A 22,797-nucleotide genomic window follows, 5' to 3' on the forward strand; every position below is an offset into this window, starting at 1 on the left:
GATTAAGCCATCAATTTAATCAACTGAATTGGGGTTACATAGTTGATGCTGAAGAGACAGATATTGCTTCGGAGTCAATTGCGTGAAGTGTTTAAAATCGTGTATTAACTGGCTCTGATCGTAGTAAGAACAGTGTTCTATCAGTTCAAACCAATTAATTTTTCCCTTCCTCTTTAGTTGTTGTTCCAGCCATTGAATCGCTTTAAGAAAACGATAATAACGATTCAACTCTTTGGCGCTATAGCCTAAGATTTTCTTATGTTTTAACTGCAAGTTCCGCTCAGTTTGCCTGGTTTCTCTAGCTATCTCTTGAATAGGATTGAGCCAGGTATGTGTTTCGTGAAAAGTCAACATGTGGGCAACATCCTGGTCATTTATACGAAGATAGGGTTCACAAAACGCCAGTAAGTACCGGATCCGTTCCTCATTGGATTTTGCCTGGAGTTTCAACGTCAGTTCCGCGAAGCAACTATCCGTTAATAAATCATCCGGATGCATAAAAAAATGATCGATTAGTGCTCTTCCAAAAAAACGATAAAAAGCATCGCCTTTGAAATTTATGACCAATAGTTCAGTGCCCGGAGCCAAGGTATAATCAAAGGCTCTTTTTATAGGGCCTAAGACAAGACAAGTATTTATAAAGCGTGCAACGGCTTCACCCACCGATAACGATACTTCTCCGCCAAAACAAAAAACAAGCACTGTCTGATAATTGGGTAACAGTGTTTTTGTAAGGGATTCGCTGCCTATGTTAGCGGCATAGTAAAAATGGCTAAAAACAGGTTGGAATTTTTCCGACACTTCTATCCGCTCACTGATATAATCAAGTCTTTCAGTCATTTAAGAAATGATCAATTAAAAAATTGGAACAACAAATACGAGTAAATATGCGTATTTTTCTAGCATATAATAAACAATATATGAAAGTATTTACTACAATTGGCTTGCTTGTGCTTTCAAACGCCTTTATGAATGTTGCCTGGTATGGTCATCTAAAATTTTTCGCCAAGTCGGAAGGCAACACGGCATGGTGGCTTATCATTTTAGTCAGCTGGGGTTTAGCGTTTTTCGAGTACTGCTTTCAAGTACCGGCTAATCGGATCGGTTTTGAACAAAATGGAGGTCCGTTCTCTTTGGTACAACTAAAAGTATTACAAGAGGTGATCACCTTGGTCATATTCATGTTATTCTCCGTTATTGCATTCAAGAATATCCATTTTACCGGCAATCATTTTATCGGTTTTGTATTTCTTGTACTAGCCGTTTACTTTATTTTCAAAAAGTAATAATTTATGCTTAGTTTTAAATGCTATTAGAACCCTGAATTATATTCAGACTCTTATCACATTTTATTTGTTGGAATAAATGAGGAACGTACTATCCAGACGATCCTTTACTAAAGGTCGTTTTGGACATATTTGCGGGGAGGAAGGCGGCGGCATCCATGCACTATCCAAACATCTATTTGCTGCAACCGGTGCCGGCAGCAGATCTTACGACTTGGAAAAATCTTGGAATATGGTTATCCCACTAAAACAAGCATAAGGCCTGTTAGATCTTGTATTGTTCAATCTTTCTGTATAATGTCGCAATACCAATATCGAGTAAACGAGCAGCTTCCGCTTTATTTCCGTGTGTAAAAGCCAATACTTTTTGAATATGCAGCTTCTCCATGCTTTCAAGCGAAAAATTCGAAGATACAGTTGTATGCTGCAATTCGGGATGACGAACTTCGTACGGTAAGCTATCAACATTCAATACCCCGCTTTCATCCAGGATGACGCTGCGTTCGATAACATTTTTTAGTTCCCGAATATTTCCTTTCCATGGATAATGTTCCAAAGCCTGCAGGTAAGTGTGGCTTAATTTGACGATTCGTTTATTCGTTTTCAGGGCAAAAACTTCAGCAAAATTATTGGCAAGCAAAGCGATATCCTGCTTCCTTTCTCTGAGTGGCGGTAAAAAAATAGTAAATACCGAAAGTCGATAATAAAGATCACTTCTGAAAGTCCCTTTTTCAATCTCGTCTTCCAACTGTCTATTCGTAGCGGCAACAATACGGACGTCTACTTTTGTCGGCTCTGTTTCTCCAATTTTTAAAAATTCTCCCATTTCTAAAACTCTTAACAATTTAGCCTGTAAGTCAACAGCCATCTCTCCTATTTCATCTAAAAATAACGTCCCGCCGTTTGCTTCCTCAAATAATCCCTTTTTATCTTTCAATGCACCTGTAAACGAACCCGCTTTATGACCAAAAAGTTCGCTTTCTAACAATTCTCTTCCAAAAGCAGCGCAGTTTAGAGCCACGAAGTTTCTCTTATTTCGATTACTGGCTTGATGGATTGCTTGTGCAAACACTTCCTTGCCTGTTCCTGTCTCGCCTAATAGCAAAACAGTTGTATCTCCCTGAGCTACTTTTTTACCCCAATTAATAGCATCTATAATGGCAGGCGATCTCCCAATAATACTATCAAAATTATATTTCTTTGCGACCTGCTTTTCCAGCTGCTGTACTCTTTTTGCAAGCTGAGCTTTTTCAAATGCACGATGTAACAGGGGTATAATCTTATTGTTATCATCTCCCTTAGTGATATAATCAAATGCACCATTTTTTATAGATTGTACACCGTCCGCAATATTCCCATAGGCTGTTAATAAAATAATTTCAGCAAAGGGCTGCTTTTCTTTGATACTTTCTATAAACTCCACCCCATTACCATCCGGCAATTTGACATCGCAAATCACTACATCAAACTCTTCACTTATGAGTTTTTTTCGAGCGCTTTTTAAACTATCTGCTTGTACAACTTCAAAACCTTCCAACGCAATAATGCGAGCCGTAAGCTGGCGGAGCTTTTCCTCGTCGTCAATTAATAATACATGCTTCACTTTCGAACAATTTAATTGGATACGGACAAATGGGATTGTCAGTTATCCTATCGAACAAACTTAGAGAAAATTGGACCATTCCCCAACATCCATAAGAATATTCGATTAAAATAGTAGTTCGCTGCTTTATCGGCACATGTGATGCGATCGTCGGGAAATCTATTCGGGATTGAGAGAAATCATTTTTATATACGATTGACAAGACATTAACGGGCATTGTCAGCATAAAAATGTTCACTTATTATACAAAAATCGTGAAAAAAAAGAGAACGCAGCGCAATTGTTCCCATAAACCTAGCGTCTTGTAAAAAGAAGAACGCGAATCTCGATCCAATTCATTAACACACTTGCGGTGAGGCAACTATGTATCTTTATTGTAAAGATGTGCGAAGTAAATATTAAGACACATTATGTAACTTGTGAACAACTTAGCCTACAGAACTAAAACATATGTGTAACAATTTACAAACTTTAAGCATTCTTCTGAATATCGAGATCCAAAACAACAATATTGGCAACGTTCCTTACATTCCTTTGGGCGATCGCTACATCGTTACAGAAGACTACCTAACAAAAGAACTGGAGTTGAATGACCTTCACCTTTATCAATGGACAGTAAAATCGCTGAGTGAAATACTGAATTTCGCTGCTCGATTATGAATAAAACCCAACCTCTTTCTTTTCTCTGTTTTTTGAAGCAAACAAAAGCTAAAAATGTCTTATTTTCGACTAAATGCTCATGCATTTAGCTAATACACAGATCTTGGAACAACGACACACACAACAGAACGAATGAAAAGGGGAACATTTCTAAAACTGAGACAATTAGGACTCATCATTATTATATGGATGTTCATTGGCTTTATAATAGCTATATATGATCATTTAGTGTTGCATACCCAAGTATCGCTAGGTACGACGGCCAATTATTCCTTCTTTATTTCCGTACTTAGGAATATAGGAGCGGGTCTCATTGGTGCGCTATTGGGTGGCAGTATACTCGTTTTTTACATCAACGAAAAGTTCAGAGATAAACCTTATGGTTATACCATTTTAATTGTGATTATATGTTTTGTGCTTATCGTCGGTATCATTACACTTGTTATGGGTCTAACAATCGTACCCTATCAATTGAAAAGGCCACTATCCGATCCCGCCACGCGACAGGCGGTTGTTTCGTTCATGACAGATAGTTATCCACTAAAGAATGGCTTGGTTTGGGCCTTCATTGTCGCGCTCACCCAGTTTCTTCTACAGGTGAGCAGTAAATTCGGACATGAAACATTTCTCCATATTTTGACAGGCAAATACAATACGCCCAAGGCTGAAAAGCGCATTTTTATGTTTCTGGATTTAAATGCATCCACCACCATAGCAGAGCGGTTAGGTAACGAACGGTACCATTCGCTTCTTAAAGATTTTTTTGCTGATATTACCAACCCAATTCTTGAAAACAAGGGAAATATCTATCAATATGTTGGAGATGAAGTAGTAGTAGCATGGAGCTACAAGGATGGCTTGGAAAAGTCTCACTGCCTTCGTTGCTTTTTCGATATAAAGATGACTATTGAAGATAAGAAAGACAGGTACGAACAATTGTATGGTTTGGTGCCAACCTTTAAAGCGGGTATTCATTCGGGTAATGTCATCGCGGGTGAAATAGGTGTTGTTAAAAGAGATATCACCTACTCAGGTGACGTGTTGAACACGACTTCTCGTATATTGGGGAAGTGCGGAGAATTTAAGGAAGAAGTAATCATCAGTGCCGATTTACTATCTCTGTTGAATAGCGCCAAGGAATACAGCAGCAAACTGTTGGGTAGCATACGATTACGGGGAAAAGAACGAGAAGTAGCTATTCTCGCACTTTTACCCAACTCGATCGATTCAGCTGGCAGCTAATTCATTTTCCAGTTCGAGTAAAGCTCTTTTTCGCCAGATGCCACCTCCATAGCCCGTTAGCTGTCCATCTGATCCGATCACCCGATGGCAGGGAATCAAGATGGATACCCTATTCATACCATTTGCGTTTGCAACAGCTCTAATAGAAGCTTCCTTTTCCATCATTTTCGTCTGCTCCTTATAAGAGACGGTTTGACCATAGGGTATACGTTGAAGGGTGTTCCAAACTAGATTTTGGAAATTTGTGCCTGGTGTAAAAAGCGGGACCGTAAACTGTTTTCGCTGGCCGGCAAAATATTCGGCCAATTCAATTTCCAACTGTCTGATATGCAAGTTATCACCTTGCATGATAGTTGCATTTAGCCTTTTAGAAAGTGCTTTAAATTCCGTTTCAAGCATCTTTCTATCCGTAAACTCCAACAAGCAAATTCCCTCCGTAACAGCACAGGCAACCATGGTTCCGAGTGGTGTTTCCAGACGTTTCAAATCAATTACTCGTTGCTCCTTTGATTGCTTGGGAGATACCCCGAAAATTGATTTAAATGAATCTCCAAACCCGCTCAACGATTCGTATCCCACATCAAAGGCCGTTGCTGTAATAGATTCACCTCTTTGAATACGCTTGAAAGCATGGTTGATGCGAAACATTCTTTGATATGCCTGAAAAGTCATACCATGGTTTTTTAAAAACCAGCGTCTCATCGTACTGGGTTCAACACCCATTTGCAACAAATCACTGTCTCTGAATTTCCTAGTGGGATTTTCAGCAAGTTGATTCAGGATATTCCTTATGCCATCAGGTGTCATATTATATTTTTCTAAGGGATGACACACTTTGCAAGGCCGATACCCCTTCATTATGGCCTCTTTTGCGGTTTTAAAAAATTCAACGTTTTCTTTCTTTGGTTTCCGTGCAGTACAAGTGGGGCGACAAAAAATACCGGTCGTCTTTACGGCCGTGAAAAAGATCCCTTCAAAAGAGGAATCTTTGTTTACGGCAGCTTCATACATTAGATCTATTGTTAATTGCATAATACTGTATTTAATAGATCAAAAATAGCTCAATCGACAACATAGGCACAACCGAAAACTTAACAAGTATTTTTAGGAGATCAGCTTCAATAGATCGCCTTCGCTTTTTACTTTTCCTTGCTCAACCAGTAGCTCGATTGCACGCGCAACTTCATTTCGTACTTCTTCTGTCAATCTACCGAAGCCCAGCGCTCTGCTAACAAGCGGGAAGAGTGCTTCCGGTACAATAGCAATGGAACGGTCAATTATTTGCAAAACAGCAAATGCTATCTCCTCGGGTGCGATATATTGAATCTTTTTTGATGTTGCAGGCAAATTAGTCCGATCTCTTACCGGCGGCTCATTTTGCTTGCCTCTCCACAAAAAATCACCTACGCGCCGGATGGTTCTTTTCTTTTCCGCTAAATGACTAGCTATCGTTAAAGTGTCTCGCATGCGTGCTCCTAATTTTGAAACGCCAACGGCATTTACAATACGTCTAGCCATCTCTTCAAAGTGAATCGGTCCTTCAATTTTCACTATATATTCTACCCATTCAACAATCTCTTCAAGAGGATGCTGATGTAGGTTAAGACTCGATGACATCTTCGGTAATTCTGCGATTTCGTAGAGCTCAAAAGATGCGGAACTCGGTTCAACCAGCTCTTCACGCATTAGGTCAGTAAACTCTTCTCTATACGTGGCTTCGGAAACATCTTCCATCAGGGACTTTCCTTGAGCTTCTTCAATAGCTTCCAGCAAAGCCTGCAATTCTCTAGCTGGATTTCTGTACCAGCTAACGCTCCACACGCGGTATAGGTTCCAACCCATATTGGTTAATACCTGTTCCCGCAAGCGATCCCGATCGCGTGCTGATCTTGCCTTCGCGTAGTTCTCGCCATCACATTGAATTCCAAGAATATAACGATCCGGATATTTTGAGTCAATCACCGCCAAATCCAGATAAAAGCCAGCTGTACCAACGTTTTTTCTTACATGATATCCCTTTTCTTCCAAACTGCTTTTTACGAGGTCTTCAAAAGGAGTTTTTGCTACAAGTTCGGACTCGTCCTTTGCTAAGAAATCTCCATGTTGCGCAAAGTGTAAAAAGCGCTTGAGCGTGTAGATTCCTCTTTTATTCGATCGATTTAAATCAATATCCTCCGCTGTAATATTGGTAAACACCTCACATCTCATCTTGGCGCGTGTGATTAACACATTCAGTCGCCGTTCGCCCCCATCGTTATTAAGCGGTCCAAAATTCATCAACAATTTGTCATCTTCACTGCGACCATAACCCACACTGATAAAAATCACATCCCGTTCATCTCCTTGAACATTCTCAAGGTTTTTTATAAAAAAGGGCTCGTTGGAGTGACTTTTAAAAAAACCTTCCATTTCAGGCTGCTTACGCCTCCTAATTTCCAAAGCCAGCTGGATAGCCTGCATTTGTGTTGAACTGAATGCAACGACGCCCAAAGTAAGATGAGCATGTTCTGCGGCATGCGACATAACCGCGTCGGCCACGGCTTCTGCCTCCAGCGGATTGGTACGGGTTTTTCCTCGATCATATAAGGCATTCTCTAAATAATGATATTTTAGGCCCATATGAAACGCTGAGCCGGGACTCGGAAAAACCACTAATTTGTTTTCGTAGAACTCTCGGTTCGACAAACCGATAAGTGCTTCATGTCGACTTCGATAGTGCCAACGTAGCATCGACTGGGATGCTCCCTGCCCTTCACATAATCCCAATATACTTTGCACATCTGCCGTAATATTCTCCTCTTCTTCCAAATCATTGTTCATTGTATCAAAGAAACTTGTCGGTGGCAGTTGCTTACTGTCTCCTACTACTACCAACTGTTTTGCACGCAGAATAGCTCCTATAGCTTCAACAGGACGCACTTGGCTCGCCTCGTCAAAAATTACCAAATCAAAATCTACACTTGACGGCGGTAAAAAATTAGCAATCGAAAGCGGACTCATCATGAACACGGGTTTAATCGCTTGGATTGCCAGTCCAGCTTCTTGCATAAGCCGCCTAATAGGCATATGCCGCGCCTTTTTATTGAACTCGGTTCGTAAGACATTTACTTGCCCACCGGCCTCCTGCCTTGGAATATCTTCCCAATGTTTTAAGGCTACCAAGGCCCTATGGTATTGTTGATTCAGCAAGTCGAGCTTCTTGAACTTCGATAAAGTTTCTTCATGACTGTTTTTTTCAAACTTTCGCAAGGCAGGTTCATTGAACATGACCTGTTCAATAAGCAACTCGTACCAAGTTTTTTGTAGTGCTGTTTTAAGATGATCCTTTGCCTCCGGCCAAAATTGAGCAACAACCGTAATCCGCTTCAAGTCGAGTTCTTCTGCTTGTTGCGTTAAATTATTCCACGCAATTGCATCGTTGATCTTAACGAAGTTGTTATTCCATCTATTTAAAAGATCCAACTGAATGGAAAAATCTTCGGCCAATAAGCCCTTCTCAAACTTTTTTTGGTCATCATAGGCAAGTCGTTCCAAAACCTCCCGCAACTTTCTATGCTGCTGTTCCAATAAATCTGTTAGAACCTTTACGTTATTTTGAGCAACTGACGGTTCATTGTAGCGATTTAAATAAGAAAGCAAACAAGCAGGGTACTTTTCTTCTAACACGTCTTGATGTACTTGTGATAAAAAAGCAGCAATGCGTGTCATGGTAACGAAATCTGATTTCTCTCGTTTCCAAGTTGTTCCAAAAAGCTTCTCTGCTAAGTCCTGATATTCCAATAAACTCTTTCTTAAGCGTTTTACTTCCAGTATCGCATTGACGTAATTTAATCGTGTGTTTATGTCGTCGGGAAGTGTTGTCCGACAGATTACAGCAAGCTGTTTCGTACTTTTTCTGTAGTCACTGATCAAAAAGCGATACCATTTCCTTCCATGGCTCATCAAACACTGTCTGATCGCTAAAACTTCTTGCTCCCAAGCTTCAGGTAATAATACCGACTCATATTGTCGATAAATTGCTGATAGCCTTTCGCCGGCCTCTATAAATTCGCGGATGTCTTCCTGCTCGGTGATCCATTTTTTTGATAATACGTCTACATTGTCCAATTGGGGCGCTTTACCTACAATATCAAAAAGAGCAATGAGCAAACGGATGTCATCCGTATTTTTTGGAGCTCTTAGGACCTTCATATCTTCACCTAAGCGCTGCCCTTGATACAGGAGATCTTCACTCGCTTTCTTACTTCCCTGCAGCAACGCGCGGATTTCGTCATGTTCATGTGGTAACAAAACCTCTAGGCCACTGCCCCAAAACAGTAATTCCGCCGGTATACCAATCTCCCGCAAACTTGCCTGAACGCGTTCAGCAAAGGCTTCGGCCTTTCGCATGCGTTCCGCATCCCAACTTTGCAAATCATCCAATGGTATTTTCGGCAACTTGAGGTTACCGATGGCATCCTGTATAGCCATTAGATGCCCAATAACTTTGTGCGGCGTCAACTCACTCTTTTCAACAAAGGTATTAATAGCTTGACAGTATGCGTTGAGCTCATCTTTATATTCGCTGAGCAGGCTGACCTCTCGCTCTAAGTGGGCAAGAGCAGGTCGTCCTAAATCCATTGTACGCCGCAACTCCTCATGTAGCTCTTTTTTATTGCTTTTATGACTATGCAACTCAATACAGGCATCACCGAGATTGATCATATCCAATCTCCTCTTCACCACTTCCAAAGCTGCTAGCTTCTCCGCTACAAACAAGACCTTCTTACCCTGTCCGATTGCATTAGCGATCATATTGGTGATGGTTTGCGATTTACCGGTTCCGGGAGGCCCCTGAATTATCATATTCTTTCCTTCATTAACAGCAAGCAGGGCGAGCAATTGCGAGCTATCAGCATCCATCACATGAAAAATCTTGGCCGCTTCCGGATACTTATCCAAGTCATGTTCCTCATTGGCTGTCGGCGCAGACTCCTTAAAACCATCCGTAAACAGTGCCTGTAAAAGCGGTTGGTTCGCGGGCTTATTTCCCGATGGCCATGGATCGCTGTCGAGATCATGGTAGATCATAAATTTCCCAAATGAGAAAAATGCAAGCTCAATATGGTCTCGATCTATCTTCCAATTGGCCTGACTGCGAATAGATTTTTCAACGACATCGAAATAGGCATCCATACCAAAGTCTTCGATATCCCCCATATCCGGAATTACAACATGAAAATCAGACAGCATTTTCGCCTGTAACGATAAATTTGCACCAACCTCACCTCCTGAATACCGTAATCGAAAACGTTCTTGGGCACTGGATCGCTCGAGTGATACGGGTATTAAAACCAAGGGAGCATGACGAACTTCATCGGATTGATTACTTTCGGTCCAATGAAGCATACCGAGTGCTAGATAAAGCGTGTTTACACCCTGTTCCTCGATACAGGTACGAGCGTAATAAAAAGTATTTAATAATTTAGTTTGTAAGCGACTAACCAGTTCGTCTGTTTGCAGTTTTGTATCTAAGTAGGCATTTTCCGGTACTTCCGCATGTAATTCAGCCGGTAGAGACAAACCATTATTTCGGGCTTCCTTTTCGGATAGGCCAATAAAGCTCAAGGCTTTTCCTTGCCTTACTAACACTTCATATATAGCGGTACTTTTTTCGTGAATAATATGTAAACCCCTACTTTTCGACACCCGATAGTTTAGTAACGGGTTGCGTAATCCTAAATCTAAAAGTTCTTTACGGGCAGATTCGAGGCGGGCTAAGACAATTTCATTCATAACATCTTTTATTTCAGACGTGGGATAAGGCGATTAATCCCAAACACCATTTTCGGCTGTTAGAATCAATGGTTTTCCATCTGTAACGACAATGGTATGTTCATGTTGTACGGCATAGCCACCTTTATTGCCAACTAAAGTCCATCCGTCCGGCTGTTCAACGGCGAGGGTAGAATCAGTAGCTATAAAAGTTTCGATGGCTACCACCGAATTTTTCTTAAATCTTCTTCTATCAAAGCGATCTTTATAGTTTAGGATATTATCCGGTTCTTCGTGTAGGCTCTTCCCGATGCCATGTCCAGCTAAATTCTTTATAACTTTATAACCCTCCTTCTTTGCCTCTCTCTCCATTACTTCGCCAATATCAGCAATCCGGACACCACCTCTAATACGATTAATTGCCATTTGCAGAATACGCTTGGAAGTATGTATCAAATGCATTTTTTTATGAATATCCTTTCCCAATATAAAAGAGCTTCCATTGTCTGCCCAAAACCCATTCAATTCAGCCGATACATCAATGTTCACTAAATCCCCTTCCTGAAGTACGCGTTCCGCAGAAGGGATACCATGAGCGACTTCGTTGTTGACACTAATACAGGTGCACCCAGGGAAACCATAGCTCAGTGCCGGAGCTGACCTTGCACCGTATGTTTGCAAGATCTCAGCGCCAAAGTCATCTAATTCCTTCGTCGTCATCCCAGGCTTAGCATAGGTCTGCATTGCCTTCAATGTCGTTGCTACGATCTTGCCTATTTTCATCATTCCAACCAATTCTGATTCTTTACTTATTGACATATTATTTATTTAAGTCATTCTAATTAAAGCTAAAAGCCTTGTTCTCTTGTTAACAAACTTAGAGAATTTACCGCTCATATACAATCGTGTGCCTCATCGTTCAGTCATTCGACGCGGCGCCATTGAATCTTTAATCGTAAAAATTGCTTAAAAAATACAGAATTATTGAATATTAGTTGGAATTTAGCTGAGGAAGGGCTCAATCGCTTGAAACGATAAGTGAAACAAAACAAGTATGCTCATTAATGACTTAACAATAAATTACTTGAAAATGAAAATAGGTCTAGCTGCAGATCATGCGGGCTTCGAGCAGAAGCAGCAACTGCTTAAACAACTAAGTGAAAAAGGTTTTGATGTGACCGATTATGGTGCTACTAGTTACAATGCCACAGATGATTATCCGGATGTTATTAAGCCGTTGGGCCTCGCTTTGGCAAAGGGCGAGGTAACAAGAGGTATTGCCATCTGCGGAAGCGGCGTAGGTGTATCGGTTGCTGCCAATAAAATTCCCGGGGTGCGAGCGGCGCTTGTAACCGAGACTTATTCTGCACACCAAGGTGTAGAACATGATGATATGAACCTGCTCTGTCTAGGGGGAAGAGTAATCGGGCCCCAACTGATATGGGAACTGGTAGAAACTTTTTTAAAGGCCCGGTATATTGGAGAGGAACGCTTCCAACGTCGCCTTGATAAAATAATTGCATTAGAACAACAGTTTGCAACGTTTAAAAATATAGATTAGCACAAAAACAGATTCAGAAGACTCAATAATAAAATTATACTATATGGAATCATTCGATTTTGGCATTGTAGGCCTAGGTGTTATGGGCAGAAACCTACTACTCAATATGGCTGACCATCAATTTGCCGTGGCGGGGTTAGACTTAGATGCGGCAAAAGCCAATTCATTGGAAAGCGAAGCGGATACAGGGCAGCGTGTAAAAGGCACTACCGCTCCTGAGGAATTTGTTAAACTCATTAAACGTCCGCGTGCTATTATGCTACTTGTTCCTGCGGGCAATCCGGTAGACGCCGCGATTGAAACGCTTCTTCCCTATCTCGAAGAAGGCGACATCGTCATCGATGGCGGAAACACCTATTTTCCGGATACGGACAGGCGGGTTGCCAGCCTTGCAGAAAAAAAAATACATTTCTTCGGTATGGGAATTTCCGGTGGCGAAAAAGGTGCGCGTTTCGGTCCTAGTATGATGCCGGGTGGCGATAAAAAAGCCTACGAGCGTCTTCGCCCAATATTCGAAGCAATTGCCGCTAAAGTAGATGGCGAACCTTGTGTGGCTTATCTCGGCAATGGTTCGGCAGGTAATTATGTTAAAATGGTGCATAATGGTATAGAATACGGCATCATGCAGCTCATTGCCGAAACGTACGATTTACTAAAAAGAGGATACGCTTTTGATGATGAAACCCTCCAGCAGACTTTCGAAGAATGGAATCAAGGCGAACTTCAGTCATTCTTAATTGAGATAACAGGTGAAGTCTTGAAAAAATATGATGATGAAACCGGCCAGCGATTGATTAATCTGATCTCCGATCGTGCACGCGCCAAAGGTACAGGAAAATGGACCTCACAAAATGCGATGGATCTACAAGTCCCCATCCCATCCATCGACGTGGCTGTGAATATGCGTGACATATCCATTTATAAAGAAGAACGTATACAGGCGGCCGAGCAACTTACCTGGGATTATACGGTTGGCTCTATTGACGCCAATGAAAAGTCGGCCCTGCAAGAAAAAGTAAAGAATGCATTTTATTTTGCTATGATTACCATTTATGCACAAGGCCTGGCGCAACTCCATGTAGCCTCCAAAACATATGATTATGGTTTAAACCTAGAAGAGGTTGCCAAAATATGGCGCGGCGGTTGTATTATTAGGGCCCTGTGTCTAGAAGATTTTCGTCAAGCTTACAAACGTACGGCTTCGCTACCTAATATTTTGTTAGACAAAGAAATCGGTCGTAAACTAGTAGATAGACAGGCTGATTTACGAGCGATTGTGAAGGAAGCAGTTGACAAAGGCATTCCGGTTCCGGCTTTTATGTCGTCTTTAGCCTATTTCGATGCTTACAGAAGCGCTACGCTTCCGACGAATCTGATTCAGGCGCAACGCGACTACTTTGGTGCTCATCTTTACGAACGCACCGACAAGCCAGGTACATTTCATACACAATGGGACTAAGAGGTTAATTATAGCAGTATCCATTTTTTATATGTTTTAAACCATCTAAAAGAGATCTGCCATAATTACTAGTTCGACAGAAAACAAAAAAGAAAAGAACAAGAACATGAAAACAGGTAAAAAGGCAACTCCTACCATTATCGTAATTTTTGGAGGAACCGGCGATTTAGCTAAAAGAAAATTAATTCCCGCATTCTATAATTTATATTTAGACGGTTGGATGCCTGAAAAGTTCGCCATTATCGGATTGGGAAGGACCGAGTTAGATGATGAACAATATAATAATCATTTGCATGAAGGGCTGATCGAATTTTCACGAAAAGGCAAACCGGATGAAGCACAATGGGCTAGCTTTAAAAAAAATGTCTCCTATTTTAAATCAAATATCAACAATACCGGTGATTATTCCGTATTGGCCGAAAAGCTAGATAAAATTGATGCTGAGTGGGGCATGCGAGCCAACCGCCTATTTTACTTGTCGGTAGCGCCTCAATTTATTGAAGCGGTAACCGTCAACCTACATGACAGCAAACTGGCATCAGAACCCGTTTCCGATCGGATTATTATAGAGAAACCATTTGGTCATAACAAAGAAACCGCGATTGAGTTAAATAATTTATTAACACGTACGTTTCAGGAAGAACAAATCTATCGAATTGATCACTATCTTGGTAAAGAAACCGTACAGAATATTTTGGCTTTTCGCTTTGCGAATGCGTTATTTGAACCCCTGTGGAATCGAAATTATATTGATTCCGTACAGATCACGGTAGCTGAACAGGTAGGTGTCGAAGAGCGTGGGGGGTATTATGAGGGTTCCGGTGCTTTACGTGATATGATCCAAAATCACTTACTCCAAATTCTTTGTATGGTGGCTATGGAAGCGCCGGTTTCGTTTCAAGCAGAAGAAATAAGAAATCGAAAAGTAGATGTGCTAAGAGCTGTCAGACGAATTAAACCGGAGGATGTACATCGTTACGCCGTTCGAGGTCAATACGATGCGGGGTGGATACAAGGAAAAAAAGTTCCGGGGTATCGGGAAGAGCCGGAGGTGTCTCCAAAATCTAACACAGAGACTTACGTCGCCATTAAATTTTACCTAGATAATTGGCGTTGGCAAGGAGTGCCATTTTATTTACGAACGGGTAAAAGGATGCAAGAAAAAACGTCTTCCATCACCATACAATTCCGGCCCGTTCCACACTCCACTTTCCCTGAAAGTCAATCGGATAGCCTTATGCCTAATCGACTGACAATTAACATACAACCTCAGATGGATATCCGCCTGCGTTTCATGGCTAAAAAGACCGGATTAGAAATGAACCTTAACCCGGCAGAAATGATATTCGACTACGACACCTGCTCAACCCAAACACCCGAAGCTTATGAAACCTTGCTTTTGGACGCTATGCGCGGGGACACAACGTTGTTTATGCGATCCGATCAGGTAGAAGAAGCATGGGATGTAATTATGCCAATATTGGACACTTGGGAATCCAGAGAATCGCTTGATTTTCCAAATTACGCGGCCGGTACTTGGGGACCCGAAAATGCCGAGGCATTAATTGCCCGCGATGGGCATGTATGGGCAACAAACCTCCACCCGAAAGAACACCACTAAAAATTTCAAGATGATTAACGTTTTCAAAGATATTGATACACTGAGCAAAAGTGCGGCTGAGCATTTTGTACAAATCGCCCAACATGCAATCGAGTCGAGCGGTCGGTTTTCCGTAGCGCTAACGGGAGGGAGCTCTCCTATTCAGCTCTATCACTTACTTGCTGAACAGCCCTATGTAGAACAAATCGATTGGACGAAAGTATTTGTTTTCTGGGGAGATGAGCGGTGGGTACCGTTAACCGACGACAAGAGCAATGCAAAAATGGCATTTGAAACGCTGTTAGACCATGTTCCCATTCCAAAAAATCAAATTTTCCCGATGTGGAAGGCAAATACTACACCGGAGGTTTATGCATTGGAATATGAACAACTATTACAAACGCATTTTGGTACGAATCCACAATTTGACCTGATATTATTGGGCATGGGAGAAGATGGGCATACGGCTTCTTTATTTCCGAACACGGCCGTTTTAAAAGAGAAAAAAAAATGGGTCGAGGCCTACTACTTGGAACCGCAACAGATGTATCGCATTACATTAACAGCCCCTCTTATTAATCAAGCGAAAGTTATTGCTTTTATTACTTACGGAAAAGGTAAAGCAAAAGCACTTTATGAAGTCTTACACGGGGAACCCAATCCAAGCCAGTATCCATCGCAGTTGATTAGGCCGGCTCAGGGTGAGGTTTACTGGTTCGTAGATGAGGCCGCCGCAAATCGAGTGAGATAACCTGGAAGAATTGTATCGCAGAAAGATGAAATATATAACGAGCGGTATCTTTTTCCTCTTCTTCACTACTATTGCCATTTGTCAAACATGGGTGACAGGCAAAGTCATTCGGATTGCGGACGGGGATACCATTACCCTTTTAGATGAAAATAAACAACAACTGAAAATCCGTTTATATGGTATTGATTGCCCTGAACGCCGTCAAGACTATGGTATGATAGCGAGGCAGTTTACAGCCGACCGTTGCTTTCGGCAAGTGATAAGAGTCGAAATAAAACAAGCGGATCGTTATGGTCGTAAAGTCGGTATCGTTATCCTACCAAATGGAAAAAATTTAAATAAAGAGCTGCTGAAAGCAGGACTTGCATGGCACTATCTTAGCTTTGATCATTCAAAAGAATTTGCTGATCTTGAAAGAAACGCAAAGCAAAAAAGAAGAGGCTTATGGCGCATGAACAAGCCGGTTGCTCCCTGGTTATATAGGAAGCATGCAGCCTGATTTTATGAAGCTGTCGATCAATGATCGGCAGCTTTTATTTTTCCTATTCTTTGTTTTTCACTCGTTCCTCCAACCTCTTAGGTGCAATATTGCAATAGGCCGTTATTACCGCGTCTTTGAAAAGCTCCTCTTCAACGTGATCAAGCAGTAGAAAGGTCCATCCCCGCTTACCCCATTTATTTGGCACTGGATAAATACTGGATTTGTTAAATGAGGAAAAAACATATTGATCGATTTCCGAAAGTTTAACGCATGCGCTGTTTTCGAATTCAGAAAGTGTAGCGAAAATCCTTTTATTAACTACAAAAGATGCTTTATCAAAGTGTGCTCGTTCCATTACTTCAGGAAGTGATAAAGCTAATTCTCTGAATTGACGGATAGTAACCATAATGAGGAATCTTAAGATGTTAAATAAATTTACTCAAAACAGATTGGATATACAAAACAATTGTGACATCATTAAAATTCAGTGCTAATTATATAATTCCATTCATTGACTGTATCTTATCCAATTCAGGCATTGGAGACGATTACACTTCGCAATTAGTTAGTAAAAAGTGCGATAAAATACGGAGATTATTTTTTAAGTTTGTTCATATTGATAGACAAAAGCCCATTACCGTTTAACTTCCTACTGATCCATTTAAGAAAGATAAGGTGACGGCTATCAACATTGTAAACACTCAACTTATAAACAACATGGCAAAATATTCAATTCTGGTAAACGATAAAACCTACGAGGTGGATGTAATGGACGACATGCCGCTTTTATGGGTTTTAAGAGATGTACTGGGTATGCGGGGAACAAAATTTGGATGTGGCAAAGCACTGTGCGGTGCCTGCACGGTCAATTTAGATGACACCGCTATTCGATCATGCAGTTTCCCTATATCAGCAGTTGGAAAGGGAAAAATCACCACCATCGAGGGAATTTCGGATCATGGTGATCACCCTGTTCAAAAGGCTTGGGAGCAGTATGTTGTACCGCAATGCGGTTATTGTCAAACTGGCCAGATCATGAATGCGGTAGCGCTGTTAAAAAGTAATCCCCGCCCTTCGGAGCAGGAAATCGAACAAGCAATGCAAGGTAACTTATGTCGATGTGGTACATATAATCGCATAAAAACAGCTATTTTAAGTATCGCCGGCGCATAGTTTTTATTATCAACCAAGGCAATCAACAATATGAACATACCTACATTCGATAAAAAAGACCTGAAGAACGTAAGTTCACAAATCTTTAAAGCATCAAGAAGAGATTTTCTAAAAATAGGCGGTATGCTTGCGGGCAGTTTCGCCCTCGGCGTTAGTTTTTTCAGCTGCAATGAGAAAGGAGAAAAGATCAGTTCCCTCGCTCCCAATGTGTACCTACAGATTACATCTAAAGGAGAAGTGATCATTATTGCCCATCGTTCTGAAATGGGACAAGGTATACGCACCTCACTTCCCCTTATTGTAGCAGACGAGCTAGGGGCCGATTGGCATAAAGTTCGCATTGTACAAGCAGAGGGGGATGAAAAGAAATATGGAAGCCAGAACACCGACGGTTCCTTTTCTGTGAGAATGTTTTATAAACCTATGCGCGAGGCCGGTGCGGTTGCCAAATTATTGCTAATTCAAGCGGCAGTTAAGCTGTGGCAAGTCCCCATTGAGGAATGCGATACCGCTAAAAATCAAGTTGTACACAAAGCCTCCGGTAAAGCAATTGATTTTGGAGAATTAATAGAATCTGCTAAAAACTCACCTATTCCCCGCATACAAGACATTAAACTAAAGGAAAGACAGCAATTCACGTTGATCGGTAAAGCAACACCCATCATAGACCTACACGAAATCGTTAGTGGTACGGCCGTTTTTGGCATCGACGCCGTTGTCGATAATATGAAAATAGCGGTGATTAAACGCTGTCCTGTGCTAGGTGGTAAAGTAAAATCATATGACGACAAAAAAGCACTGGCTGTGCCTGGCGTACTAAAAGTTATCCCTATTAAAGGAGGGGATATTCCGCCTACGATTGAAAAACCCTTAAGTGGTGTAGCCGTAATTGCAGCGAATACCTGGGCAGCTATTAAAGGTCGGGACCTTTTAGACGTAACTTGGGATTTAGGAGAACATGCTACTTACAACTCCGCGCAACAATTAGAGGAACTGAGTAAAGAGGTTTTGAAAAAAGGTACGCTCAGAAGAAATCGCGGTAACTTTGATCAAGCAAAAGCACAGGCTAAAAAAGTCATTGAACATACCTATATAGCTCCGTATTTAGCACATGGAACCATCGAACCTCCTAATGCTTTAGCAGTGGTAAAAGACGGAAAATGCGAAGTTTGGGCCCCAACACAACATCCACAGGGAGCCAGAGACGCCATCGCTCAATTTCTAGGAATTTCCGCGGAAGATGTAAAAGTCAATGTAACCCTATTGGGTGGCGGTTTTGGAAGGAAATCGAAACCCGATTTTATCGTAGAGGCGGCCTTGTTAGCTAAAGAATCCGGTTTCCCGATTAAAGTGCAATGGACGCGTGAAGACGATTTGCATCACGATTTCTTTCATGCACTGAGTGTGCAGCGAATTACCGCCACTATTGATCAGAACAATCAAATAAGCGGCTGGAACCATCATATAGCCTACCCCTCCATTAGCGCTACTTTTGATGCGTCGGTATTACAACCTGCCGACGGTGAATTGGGCCAAGGAGCAAGCGACTTTCCTTACAATGTACCTGCCGTCAGGGTGGAAACCCATGATGCAAAAGCACATTTAAGAATTGGATGGCTCCGTTCGGTACGGAATATTCCACAGGTTTTTGCCATTGCTACGATGTTGGATGAACTGGCTGAAGCGCGAGGAATAGACCCCGTTCAACAGGCACTATCTCTCCTGGGAGACGATCGTTCGATCACCTTTGATGAGGAGATGGTGAATGGAAAATATGGTAATTACGGAGAGGATATCAGTACCTATCCTTGGGAGACTGCGCGTATGAAAAAAGTCATAGAACGAGTCGCCAAAGAAGCAGGTTGGGGTAAAAAACTACCTGCGGGTTCGGGACTGGGTTTTGCAGCGCATAAAAGTTTTCTGACCTATGTTGCTTGTATAGTGGAAGTAAAAGTAGGTCCGGATAACAAAATCAATATTCCTCATGTGCATTATGCGGTAGATTGCGGTACGGCAGTCAATACGGATCGAATTAAATCACAATTTGAAGGGGGTGCGCAATTCTCTACGAGCATCGCCCTAAAAAGCGAAATCACCGTAGAAAATGGAGCCGTCGTACAAAACAACTTTGATGCTTATCAAATTGTACGCATGCCCGAGTCACCTCAACAGATTCATGTCCATATTGTGGACAGCGAAGCTAAACCAACCGGCGTTGGTGAACCTCCCGTACCGCCCTTTACGCCTGCTTTGTGCAACGCCATCTATGCTGCAACCGGAAAAAGGATTTACCGGTTACCTATTGATTTAAAAGAACAACGGAGCTATTAAAATATATCGTTATCTACCCTTCCGTTCCATTTGTGGAACGGAAGGGTTTCATATCGTGATTATAATAGCAATTAGCTATAAGCAGTAGGCCCTAAGCACCCACATGCGGCAAGCAGGCTCCATTATCAAATTGGCTAACCGACCTTAGGGAGCTCATGAGTGCCGAAAAAAGCAAACACTTACGAATAATTGGCTATTTGGCTAATTAACTAATTGGCTAATTGGCTAATCATCTAGTTCCCTACTCTACTACTCAACTATCTTAAATCGGAGCACCGTAAAGGAGTAGGCAGGTAATTCATCTTTGAAGTTCTTCGTTACAGCTATCGGCGTACTTTTTGGTCTGAGCGCTTCATCTTCCGGATTCCCCGCTAAGCTGATTTTTAAGGCATCAGTTGAGATGTTGCCTAACGGTTCTAAATTCAAAGCCACCCGTGTACTAACCGGTAAAAGGTTAACTATTTTCACAATGGCATCTCCGGATTTTGTATCACGTACGACCGATATAGCCAAACGTTTTTTAACAGCCTCTTCGGTGTTGGATAAGCGAACTTGAGTGGGCAGATAAATATCACCGGCATGTTGCCCATATATCTGCTGTACAAAGTAACCGACCGTAGGTTTCACTTCTGTGTTATTAAAATAAATAAGATCGGGCTTCCATTGCGTATGATCTTCTTTAGCTAATAAAGGTGCGTAGGAAGCCATGCTAACCACATCCCCATTACGCTCCAAGCTTGTTAAATGTATCGCCTCGGCGAGAGCCGTTTCCAGGTTACTAGGCCTACCTGGCAAATGAGCCGCGTATTCACCTAAATATACCTTAGCCTTTGATCGATCATACTTATCGTAATATGCTTGATTATGAATAAACCAACCCGGTGACTGGTAATAATGTTCATCCACCATAGGTACTTGAAGTTTATTAGCAATCAGCCAACCTTCCGTATAATCAGTACCTTCAAAACTTGGCCCAACCGTACCGATCACTGTTATTTCAGGATGTTTTTCGCGTACCCGGTTAAAGATCATGGTAAAACGTTCTTCAAAAATATCGGATATAAGATCTTCATTACCGATACCGATATATTTTAGATTGAATGGTTTTGGGTGGCCTGCCTCTGCGCGCTTTTTCCCCCAAACTGTATGCGTATCTCCGTTCGCATATTCAATCAAATCCAGCACCTCCTGTATATAGGCTTCCATCTCTGCCATCGGTACCCCGCCTTGCTGACCGGCACCGCCCGTGGATGAGTTTTGACAAGGCACACCCGCCGGAACTATCGGTACTGGCTCAGCCCCAATATCTTCACAAAACTGGAAATATTCGAAGTAACCAAGCCCGGCCGTTTGATGGTAATTCCATAAATTTCGTTGCGGTACCCGAGCTTCCAACGGACCAATTGTATTTTGCCAACGATACATATTTCCCAAACCATCTCCATGTGCGACACAGCCGCCTGGAAAACGAACAAACCGCGGATGTAGATCAGCTATGGTTTGCGCTAAGTCTGCACGCAAACCATTTTTCCGCCCTTTAAAAGTCTTCTCCGGAAATAGCGAAATCATGTCAAGCGCTATTTCCCCCGCCTCTTGTGGAATAATCTCCAGCGATGCTTTGGCCGCGTCTGCTTTCACTGAAATCGCCGCTTCATACTTTCTCCAATTACCTTTAATAGCCCGAATGCGAGCTTCACCTAATAGCTTACCATGCTCATCAATTAAACGGATTAGAAGCGCTATGGCTTTCTCTTGCGGGTTCCTCGCAAATAAAGAGACATTATAACGCTCTCCGGCTTTTAATGGAATGCCGTCGAAACCGGCATTGACCAAAGCAGTGCCTGCCTTTTCAATATTTAAAATCGCATAATGTACGTTATTTGGGTGTAAAGGGTTTACGCTATCTATCTTAAATGTTCCCTCCTCTCCTTTTAAAGACCATGCCTTATAACTATGCCAGCTGGTATCGCTACCTTTTTTATCACTTAAGCGATATTCAAAATCTCGATTCTGCACTAATTCGGCATATAAACCACCATCAGCAGCATAATTAATGTCCTCGAAAAAAACACCCATTAGCAAATCACTGATTTTCTTTTTATTTTCCACGTCAATTTGTACCTCCACATCGACTGGTTTTAAAGAAGCGAATCGAATACCATCTTCAGCCGTTTTCTCCGACCATAATTCCTGTTCATAGGCTGCTTGCTGTTGAGCCTGCAGTAAACCTTTAATTACATTCCAAGACACTTTATGGACGGTTCCATTTTCCTCCCCATTTTCCAAACGTATAGTATGCCTATTATCAAACGTAGCTTTAGCAACTGGTTCTGGAGGTGTATAATTTTTAAAGTCAAGTGTACTACTTCTATAATAAGTAGCATCGGCTCCCCCATTCGTACTCTTCCACTCCACTATAAATTTTCCATGCTCTTTATCAAAGGAAAGAGCGGGAAGCAAACAATTCTCTTTTTGCATCAAGATAGGATAAGATTGTCTTCTCCAATACACAAGATCTTTTGAAGTTACGTGCACAACAACACCGTCAGTTTCGTTGACCGACCAGACAGCATGCCATAAGCTATCAGGACCATAGAACAAAAAAGGTGTAAGCATCCGTTTCTGAGCTCCCCAAGTCCCATAATCGCAACGGACGTAACTGTACTCCGGTCCTATTGCATGCCACTTTTTGCGATCGATACTCCATGCGAAATGTAAGCCGTTCCGTCCTCCATTTTTTAGAGAAGCATAGGCAAAAATATAGGCGGAATCCGGTTCTTTCGTCATCTCAGCAGCACCTGCGCGCGTCAAGCTTAGTAACGTAGAGGCAATAAGTAATATCAAGTACTTTTTCATGAATTTGTATACGGTTTATTTGTTATTAGCTTTCAAACGA

18 protein-coding genes are annotated in these 22,797 nt (G+C 41.8%); 11 read left to right on the forward strand and 7 right to left on the reverse strand.

What is annotated here, in order from left to right; translation table 11 throughout:
• Positions 1-15 precede the first annotated feature (15 nt).
• Positions 16-840, reverse strand: coding sequence for an AraC family transcriptional regulator (locus tag FKG96_RS18815; protein WP_130855364.1), 825 nt, complete (start codon positions 838-840; stop codon positions 16-18).
• Between the two features lie 80 nt (positions 841-920).
• On the opposite strand from FKG96_RS18815, the gene FKG96_RS18820 reads away from it, so the two are divergent.
• On the forward strand, positions 921-1,286 hold the full coding sequence (locus FKG96_RS18820; protein ID WP_041388553.1) for a DMT family protein: 366 nt from the start codon (positions 921-923) through the stop codon (positions 1,284-1,286).
• A gap of 79 nt (positions 1,287-1,365) precedes the next feature.
• Positions 1,366-1,545, forward strand: a complete 180-nt coding sequence (locus FKG96_RS18825) for a hypothetical protein (protein WP_130855363.1) — start codon at positions 1,366-1,368, stop codon at positions 1,543-1,545.
• A 6-nt stretch (positions 1,546-1,551) separates the two neighbouring features.
• On the opposite strand, the gene FKG96_RS18830 is transcribed toward FKG96_RS18825, so the two are convergent.
• Positions 1,552-2,889 carry a sigma-54 dependent transcriptional regulator gene (locus tag FKG96_RS18830; RefSeq protein ID WP_130855362.1) on the reverse strand — a complete coding sequence of 446 codons (1,338 nt, stop codon included), beginning with the start codon at positions 2,887-2,889 and terminating at the stop codon, positions 1,552-1,554.
• A gap of 450 nt (positions 2,890-3,339) precedes the next feature.
• Here FKG96_RS18830 and FKG96_RS18835 point away from each other — a divergent pair, with 450 nt between their 5' ends.
• Both FKG96_RS18835 and FKG96_RS18840 read left to right on the forward strand, forming a co-directional pair.
• The gene (locus FKG96_RS18835; protein WP_013667506.1) at positions 3,340-3,549 is read left to right on the forward strand and encodes a hypothetical protein; all 210 of its coding nucleotides are present in this window, start codon (positions 3,340-3,342) and stop codon (positions 3,547-3,549) included.
• A gap of 132 nt (positions 3,550-3,681) precedes the next feature.
• Positions 3,682-4,791, forward strand: a complete 1,110-nt coding sequence (locus FKG96_RS18840; protein ID WP_130855361.1) for an adenylate/guanylate cyclase domain-containing protein — start codon at positions 3,682-3,684, stop codon at positions 4,789-4,791.
• On the opposite strand, the gene FKG96_RS18845 is transcribed toward FKG96_RS18840, so the two are convergent.
• From FKG96_RS18845 to map, 3 genes are all read right to left on the reverse strand, one after another.
• Positions 4,777-5,823, reverse strand: a complete 1,047-nt coding sequence (locus FKG96_RS18845; protein ID WP_130855360.1) for a bifunctional transcriptional activator/DNA repair enzyme AdaA — start codon at positions 5,821-5,823, stop codon at positions 4,777-4,779. The two genes, FKG96_RS18840 and FKG96_RS18845, sit on opposite strands and share 15 nt — an antisense overlap.
• 72 nt (positions 5,824-5,895) lie before the next feature.
• Complete coding sequence (locus tag FKG96_RS18850; RefSeq protein ID WP_130855359.1) at positions 5,896-10,566, reverse strand: DUF3320 domain-containing protein; 4,671 nt, start codon at positions 10,564-10,566, stop codon at positions 5,896-5,898.
• A gap of 33 nt (positions 10,567-10,599) precedes the next feature.
• The gene (gene map, locus FKG96_RS18855) at positions 10,600-11,364 is read right to left on the reverse strand and encodes a type I methionyl aminopeptidase (RefSeq protein WP_013667510.1); all 765 of its coding nucleotides are present in this window, start codon (positions 11,362-11,364) and stop codon (positions 10,600-10,602) included.
• A gap of 271 nt (positions 11,365-11,635) precedes the next feature.
• Between map and FKG96_RS18860 the strand changes: the two genes are divergently transcribed.
• The 5 genes from FKG96_RS18860 (at position 11,636) to FKG96_RS18880 (ending at position 16,415) form a co-directional block, all read left to right on the forward strand.
• Positions 11,636-12,106 carry an RpiB/LacA/LacB family sugar-phosphate isomerase gene (locus FKG96_RS18860; protein ID WP_013667511.1) on the forward strand — a complete coding sequence of 157 codons (471 nt, stop codon included), beginning with the start codon at positions 11,636-11,638 and terminating at the stop codon, positions 12,104-12,106.
• Between the two features lie 43 nt (positions 12,107-12,149).
• A complete protein-coding gene (gndA, locus tag FKG96_RS18865; RefSeq protein ID WP_013667512.1) occupies positions 12,150-13,565 on the forward strand; it encodes an NADP-dependent phosphogluconate dehydrogenase in 1,416 nt (471 codons plus the stop codon).
• Positions 13,566-13,671: 106 nt separating this feature from the next.
• Complete coding sequence (gene zwf / locus FKG96_RS18870; protein ID WP_130855358.1) at positions 13,672-15,186, forward strand: glucose-6-phosphate dehydrogenase; 1,515 nt, start codon at positions 13,672-13,674, stop codon at positions 15,184-15,186.
• A 10-nt stretch (positions 15,187-15,196) separates the two neighbouring features.
• Positions 15,197-15,916, forward strand: coding sequence for a 6-phosphogluconolactonase (pgl, locus tag FKG96_RS18875; protein WP_130855357.1), 720 nt, complete (start codon positions 15,197-15,199; stop codon positions 15,914-15,916).
• Positions 15,917-15,941: 25 nt separating this feature from the next.
• Positions 15,942-16,415, forward strand: a complete 474-nt coding sequence (locus FKG96_RS18880; protein ID WP_130855356.1) for a thermonuclease family protein — start codon at positions 15,942-15,944, stop codon at positions 16,413-16,415.
• Positions 16,416-16,458: 43 nt separating this feature from the next.
• Here FKG96_RS18880 and FKG96_RS18885 read toward each other — a convergent pair whose 3' ends face one another.
• Positions 16,459-16,803 (reverse strand): MmcQ/YjbR family DNA-binding protein, encoded by a 345-nt coding sequence (locus tag FKG96_RS18885; protein ID WP_130855355.1) that lies wholly within the window; start codon positions 16,801-16,803, stop codon positions 16,459-16,461.
• A 311-nt stretch (positions 16,804-17,114) separates the two neighbouring features.
• Between FKG96_RS18885 and FKG96_RS18890 the strand changes: the two genes are divergently transcribed.
• Positions 17,115-17,570 carry a (2Fe-2S)-binding protein gene (locus FKG96_RS18890; RefSeq protein WP_013667517.1) on the forward strand — a complete coding sequence of 152 codons (456 nt, stop codon included), beginning with the start codon at positions 17,115-17,117 and terminating at the stop codon, positions 17,568-17,570.
• A 30-nt stretch (positions 17,571-17,600) separates the two neighbouring features.
• Entirely contained in the window at positions 17,601-19,901 is a 2,301-nt protein-coding gene (locus tag FKG96_RS18895) for a xanthine dehydrogenase family protein molybdopterin-binding subunit (RefSeq protein ID WP_130855354.1), read from the forward strand.
• A 249-nt stretch (positions 19,902-20,150) separates the two neighbouring features.
• On the opposite strand, the gene FKG96_RS18900 is transcribed toward FKG96_RS18895, so the two are convergent.
• Positions 20,151-22,757 (reverse strand): alpha-L-arabinofuranosidase C-terminal domain-containing protein, encoded by a 2,607-nt coding sequence (locus FKG96_RS18900; RefSeq protein WP_149105851.1) that lies wholly within the window; start codon positions 22,755-22,757, stop codon positions 20,151-20,153.
• Positions 22,758-22,797: the final 40 nt, after the last annotated feature.

This window comes from Olivibacter sp. LS-1 (assembly GCF_008245145.1).
GTDB lineage: Bacteria > Bacteroidota > Bacteroidia > Sphingobacteriales > Sphingobacteriaceae > Olivibacter > Olivibacter oleidegradans.

Excerpts from the sequence above, each read along its gene's own strand:
- FKG96_RS18815 (WP_130855364.1), bottom strand. The coding sequence starts at position 840 with ATGACTGAAAGACTTGATTATATCAGTGAGCGGATAGAAGTGTCGGAA.
- FKG96_RS18820 (WP_041388553.1), top strand. The coding sequence starts at position 921 with ATGAAAGTATTTACTACAATTGGCTTGCTTGTGCTTTCAAACGCCTTT.
- FKG96_RS18825 (WP_130855363.1), top strand. The coding sequence starts at position 1,366 with ATGAGGAACGTACTATCCAGACGATCCTTTACTAAAGGTCGTTTTGGA.
- FKG96_RS18835 (WP_013667506.1), top strand. The coding sequence starts at position 3,340 with ATGTGTAACAATTTACAAACTTTAAGCATTCTTCTGAATATCGAGATC.
- FKG96_RS18840 (WP_130855361.1), top strand. The coding sequence starts at position 3,682 with ATGAAAAGGGGAACATTTCTAAAACTGAGACAATTAGGACTCATCATT.
- FKG96_RS18845 (WP_130855360.1), bottom strand. The coding sequence starts at position 5,823 with ATGCAATTAACAATAGATCTAATGTATGAAGCTGCCGTAAACAAAGAT.
- FKG96_RS18850 (WP_130855359.1), bottom strand. The coding sequence starts at position 10,566 with ATGAATGAAATTGTCTTAGCCCGCCTCGAATCTGCCCGTAAAGAACTT.
- map (WP_013667510.1), bottom strand. The coding sequence starts at position 11,364 with ATGTCAATAAGTAAAGAATCAGAATTGGTTGGAATGATGAAAATAGGC.
- FKG96_RS18860 (WP_013667511.1), top strand. The coding sequence starts at position 11,636 with ATGAAAATAGGTCTAGCTGCAGATCATGCGGGCTTCGAGCAGAAGCAG.
- gndA (WP_013667512.1), top strand. The coding sequence starts at position 12,150 with ATGGAATCATTCGATTTTGGCATTGTAGGCCTAGGTGTTATGGGCAGA.
- zwf (WP_130855358.1), top strand. The coding sequence starts at position 13,672 with ATGAAAACAGGTAAAAAGGCAACTCCTACCATTATCGTAATTTTTGGA.
- pgl (WP_130855357.1), top strand. The coding sequence starts at position 15,197 with ATGATTAACGTTTTCAAAGATATTGATACACTGAGCAAAAGTGCGGCT.
- FKG96_RS18880 (WP_130855356.1), top strand. The coding sequence starts at position 15,942 with ATGAAATATATAACGAGCGGTATCTTTTTCCTCTTCTTCACTACTATT.
- FKG96_RS18885 (WP_130855355.1), bottom strand. The coding sequence starts at position 16,803 with ATGGTTACTATCCGTCAATTCAGAGAATTAGCTTTATCACTTCCTGAA.
- FKG96_RS18890 (WP_013667517.1), top strand. The coding sequence starts at position 17,115 with ATGGCAAAATATTCAATTCTGGTAAACGATAAAACCTACGAGGTGGAT.
- FKG96_RS18895 (WP_130855354.1), top strand. The coding sequence starts at position 17,601 with ATGAACATACCTACATTCGATAAAAAAGACCTGAAGAACGTAAGTTCA.
- FKG96_RS18900 (WP_149105851.1), bottom strand. The coding sequence starts at position 22,757 with ATGAAAAAGTACTTGATATTACTTATTGCCTCTACGTTACTAAGCTTG.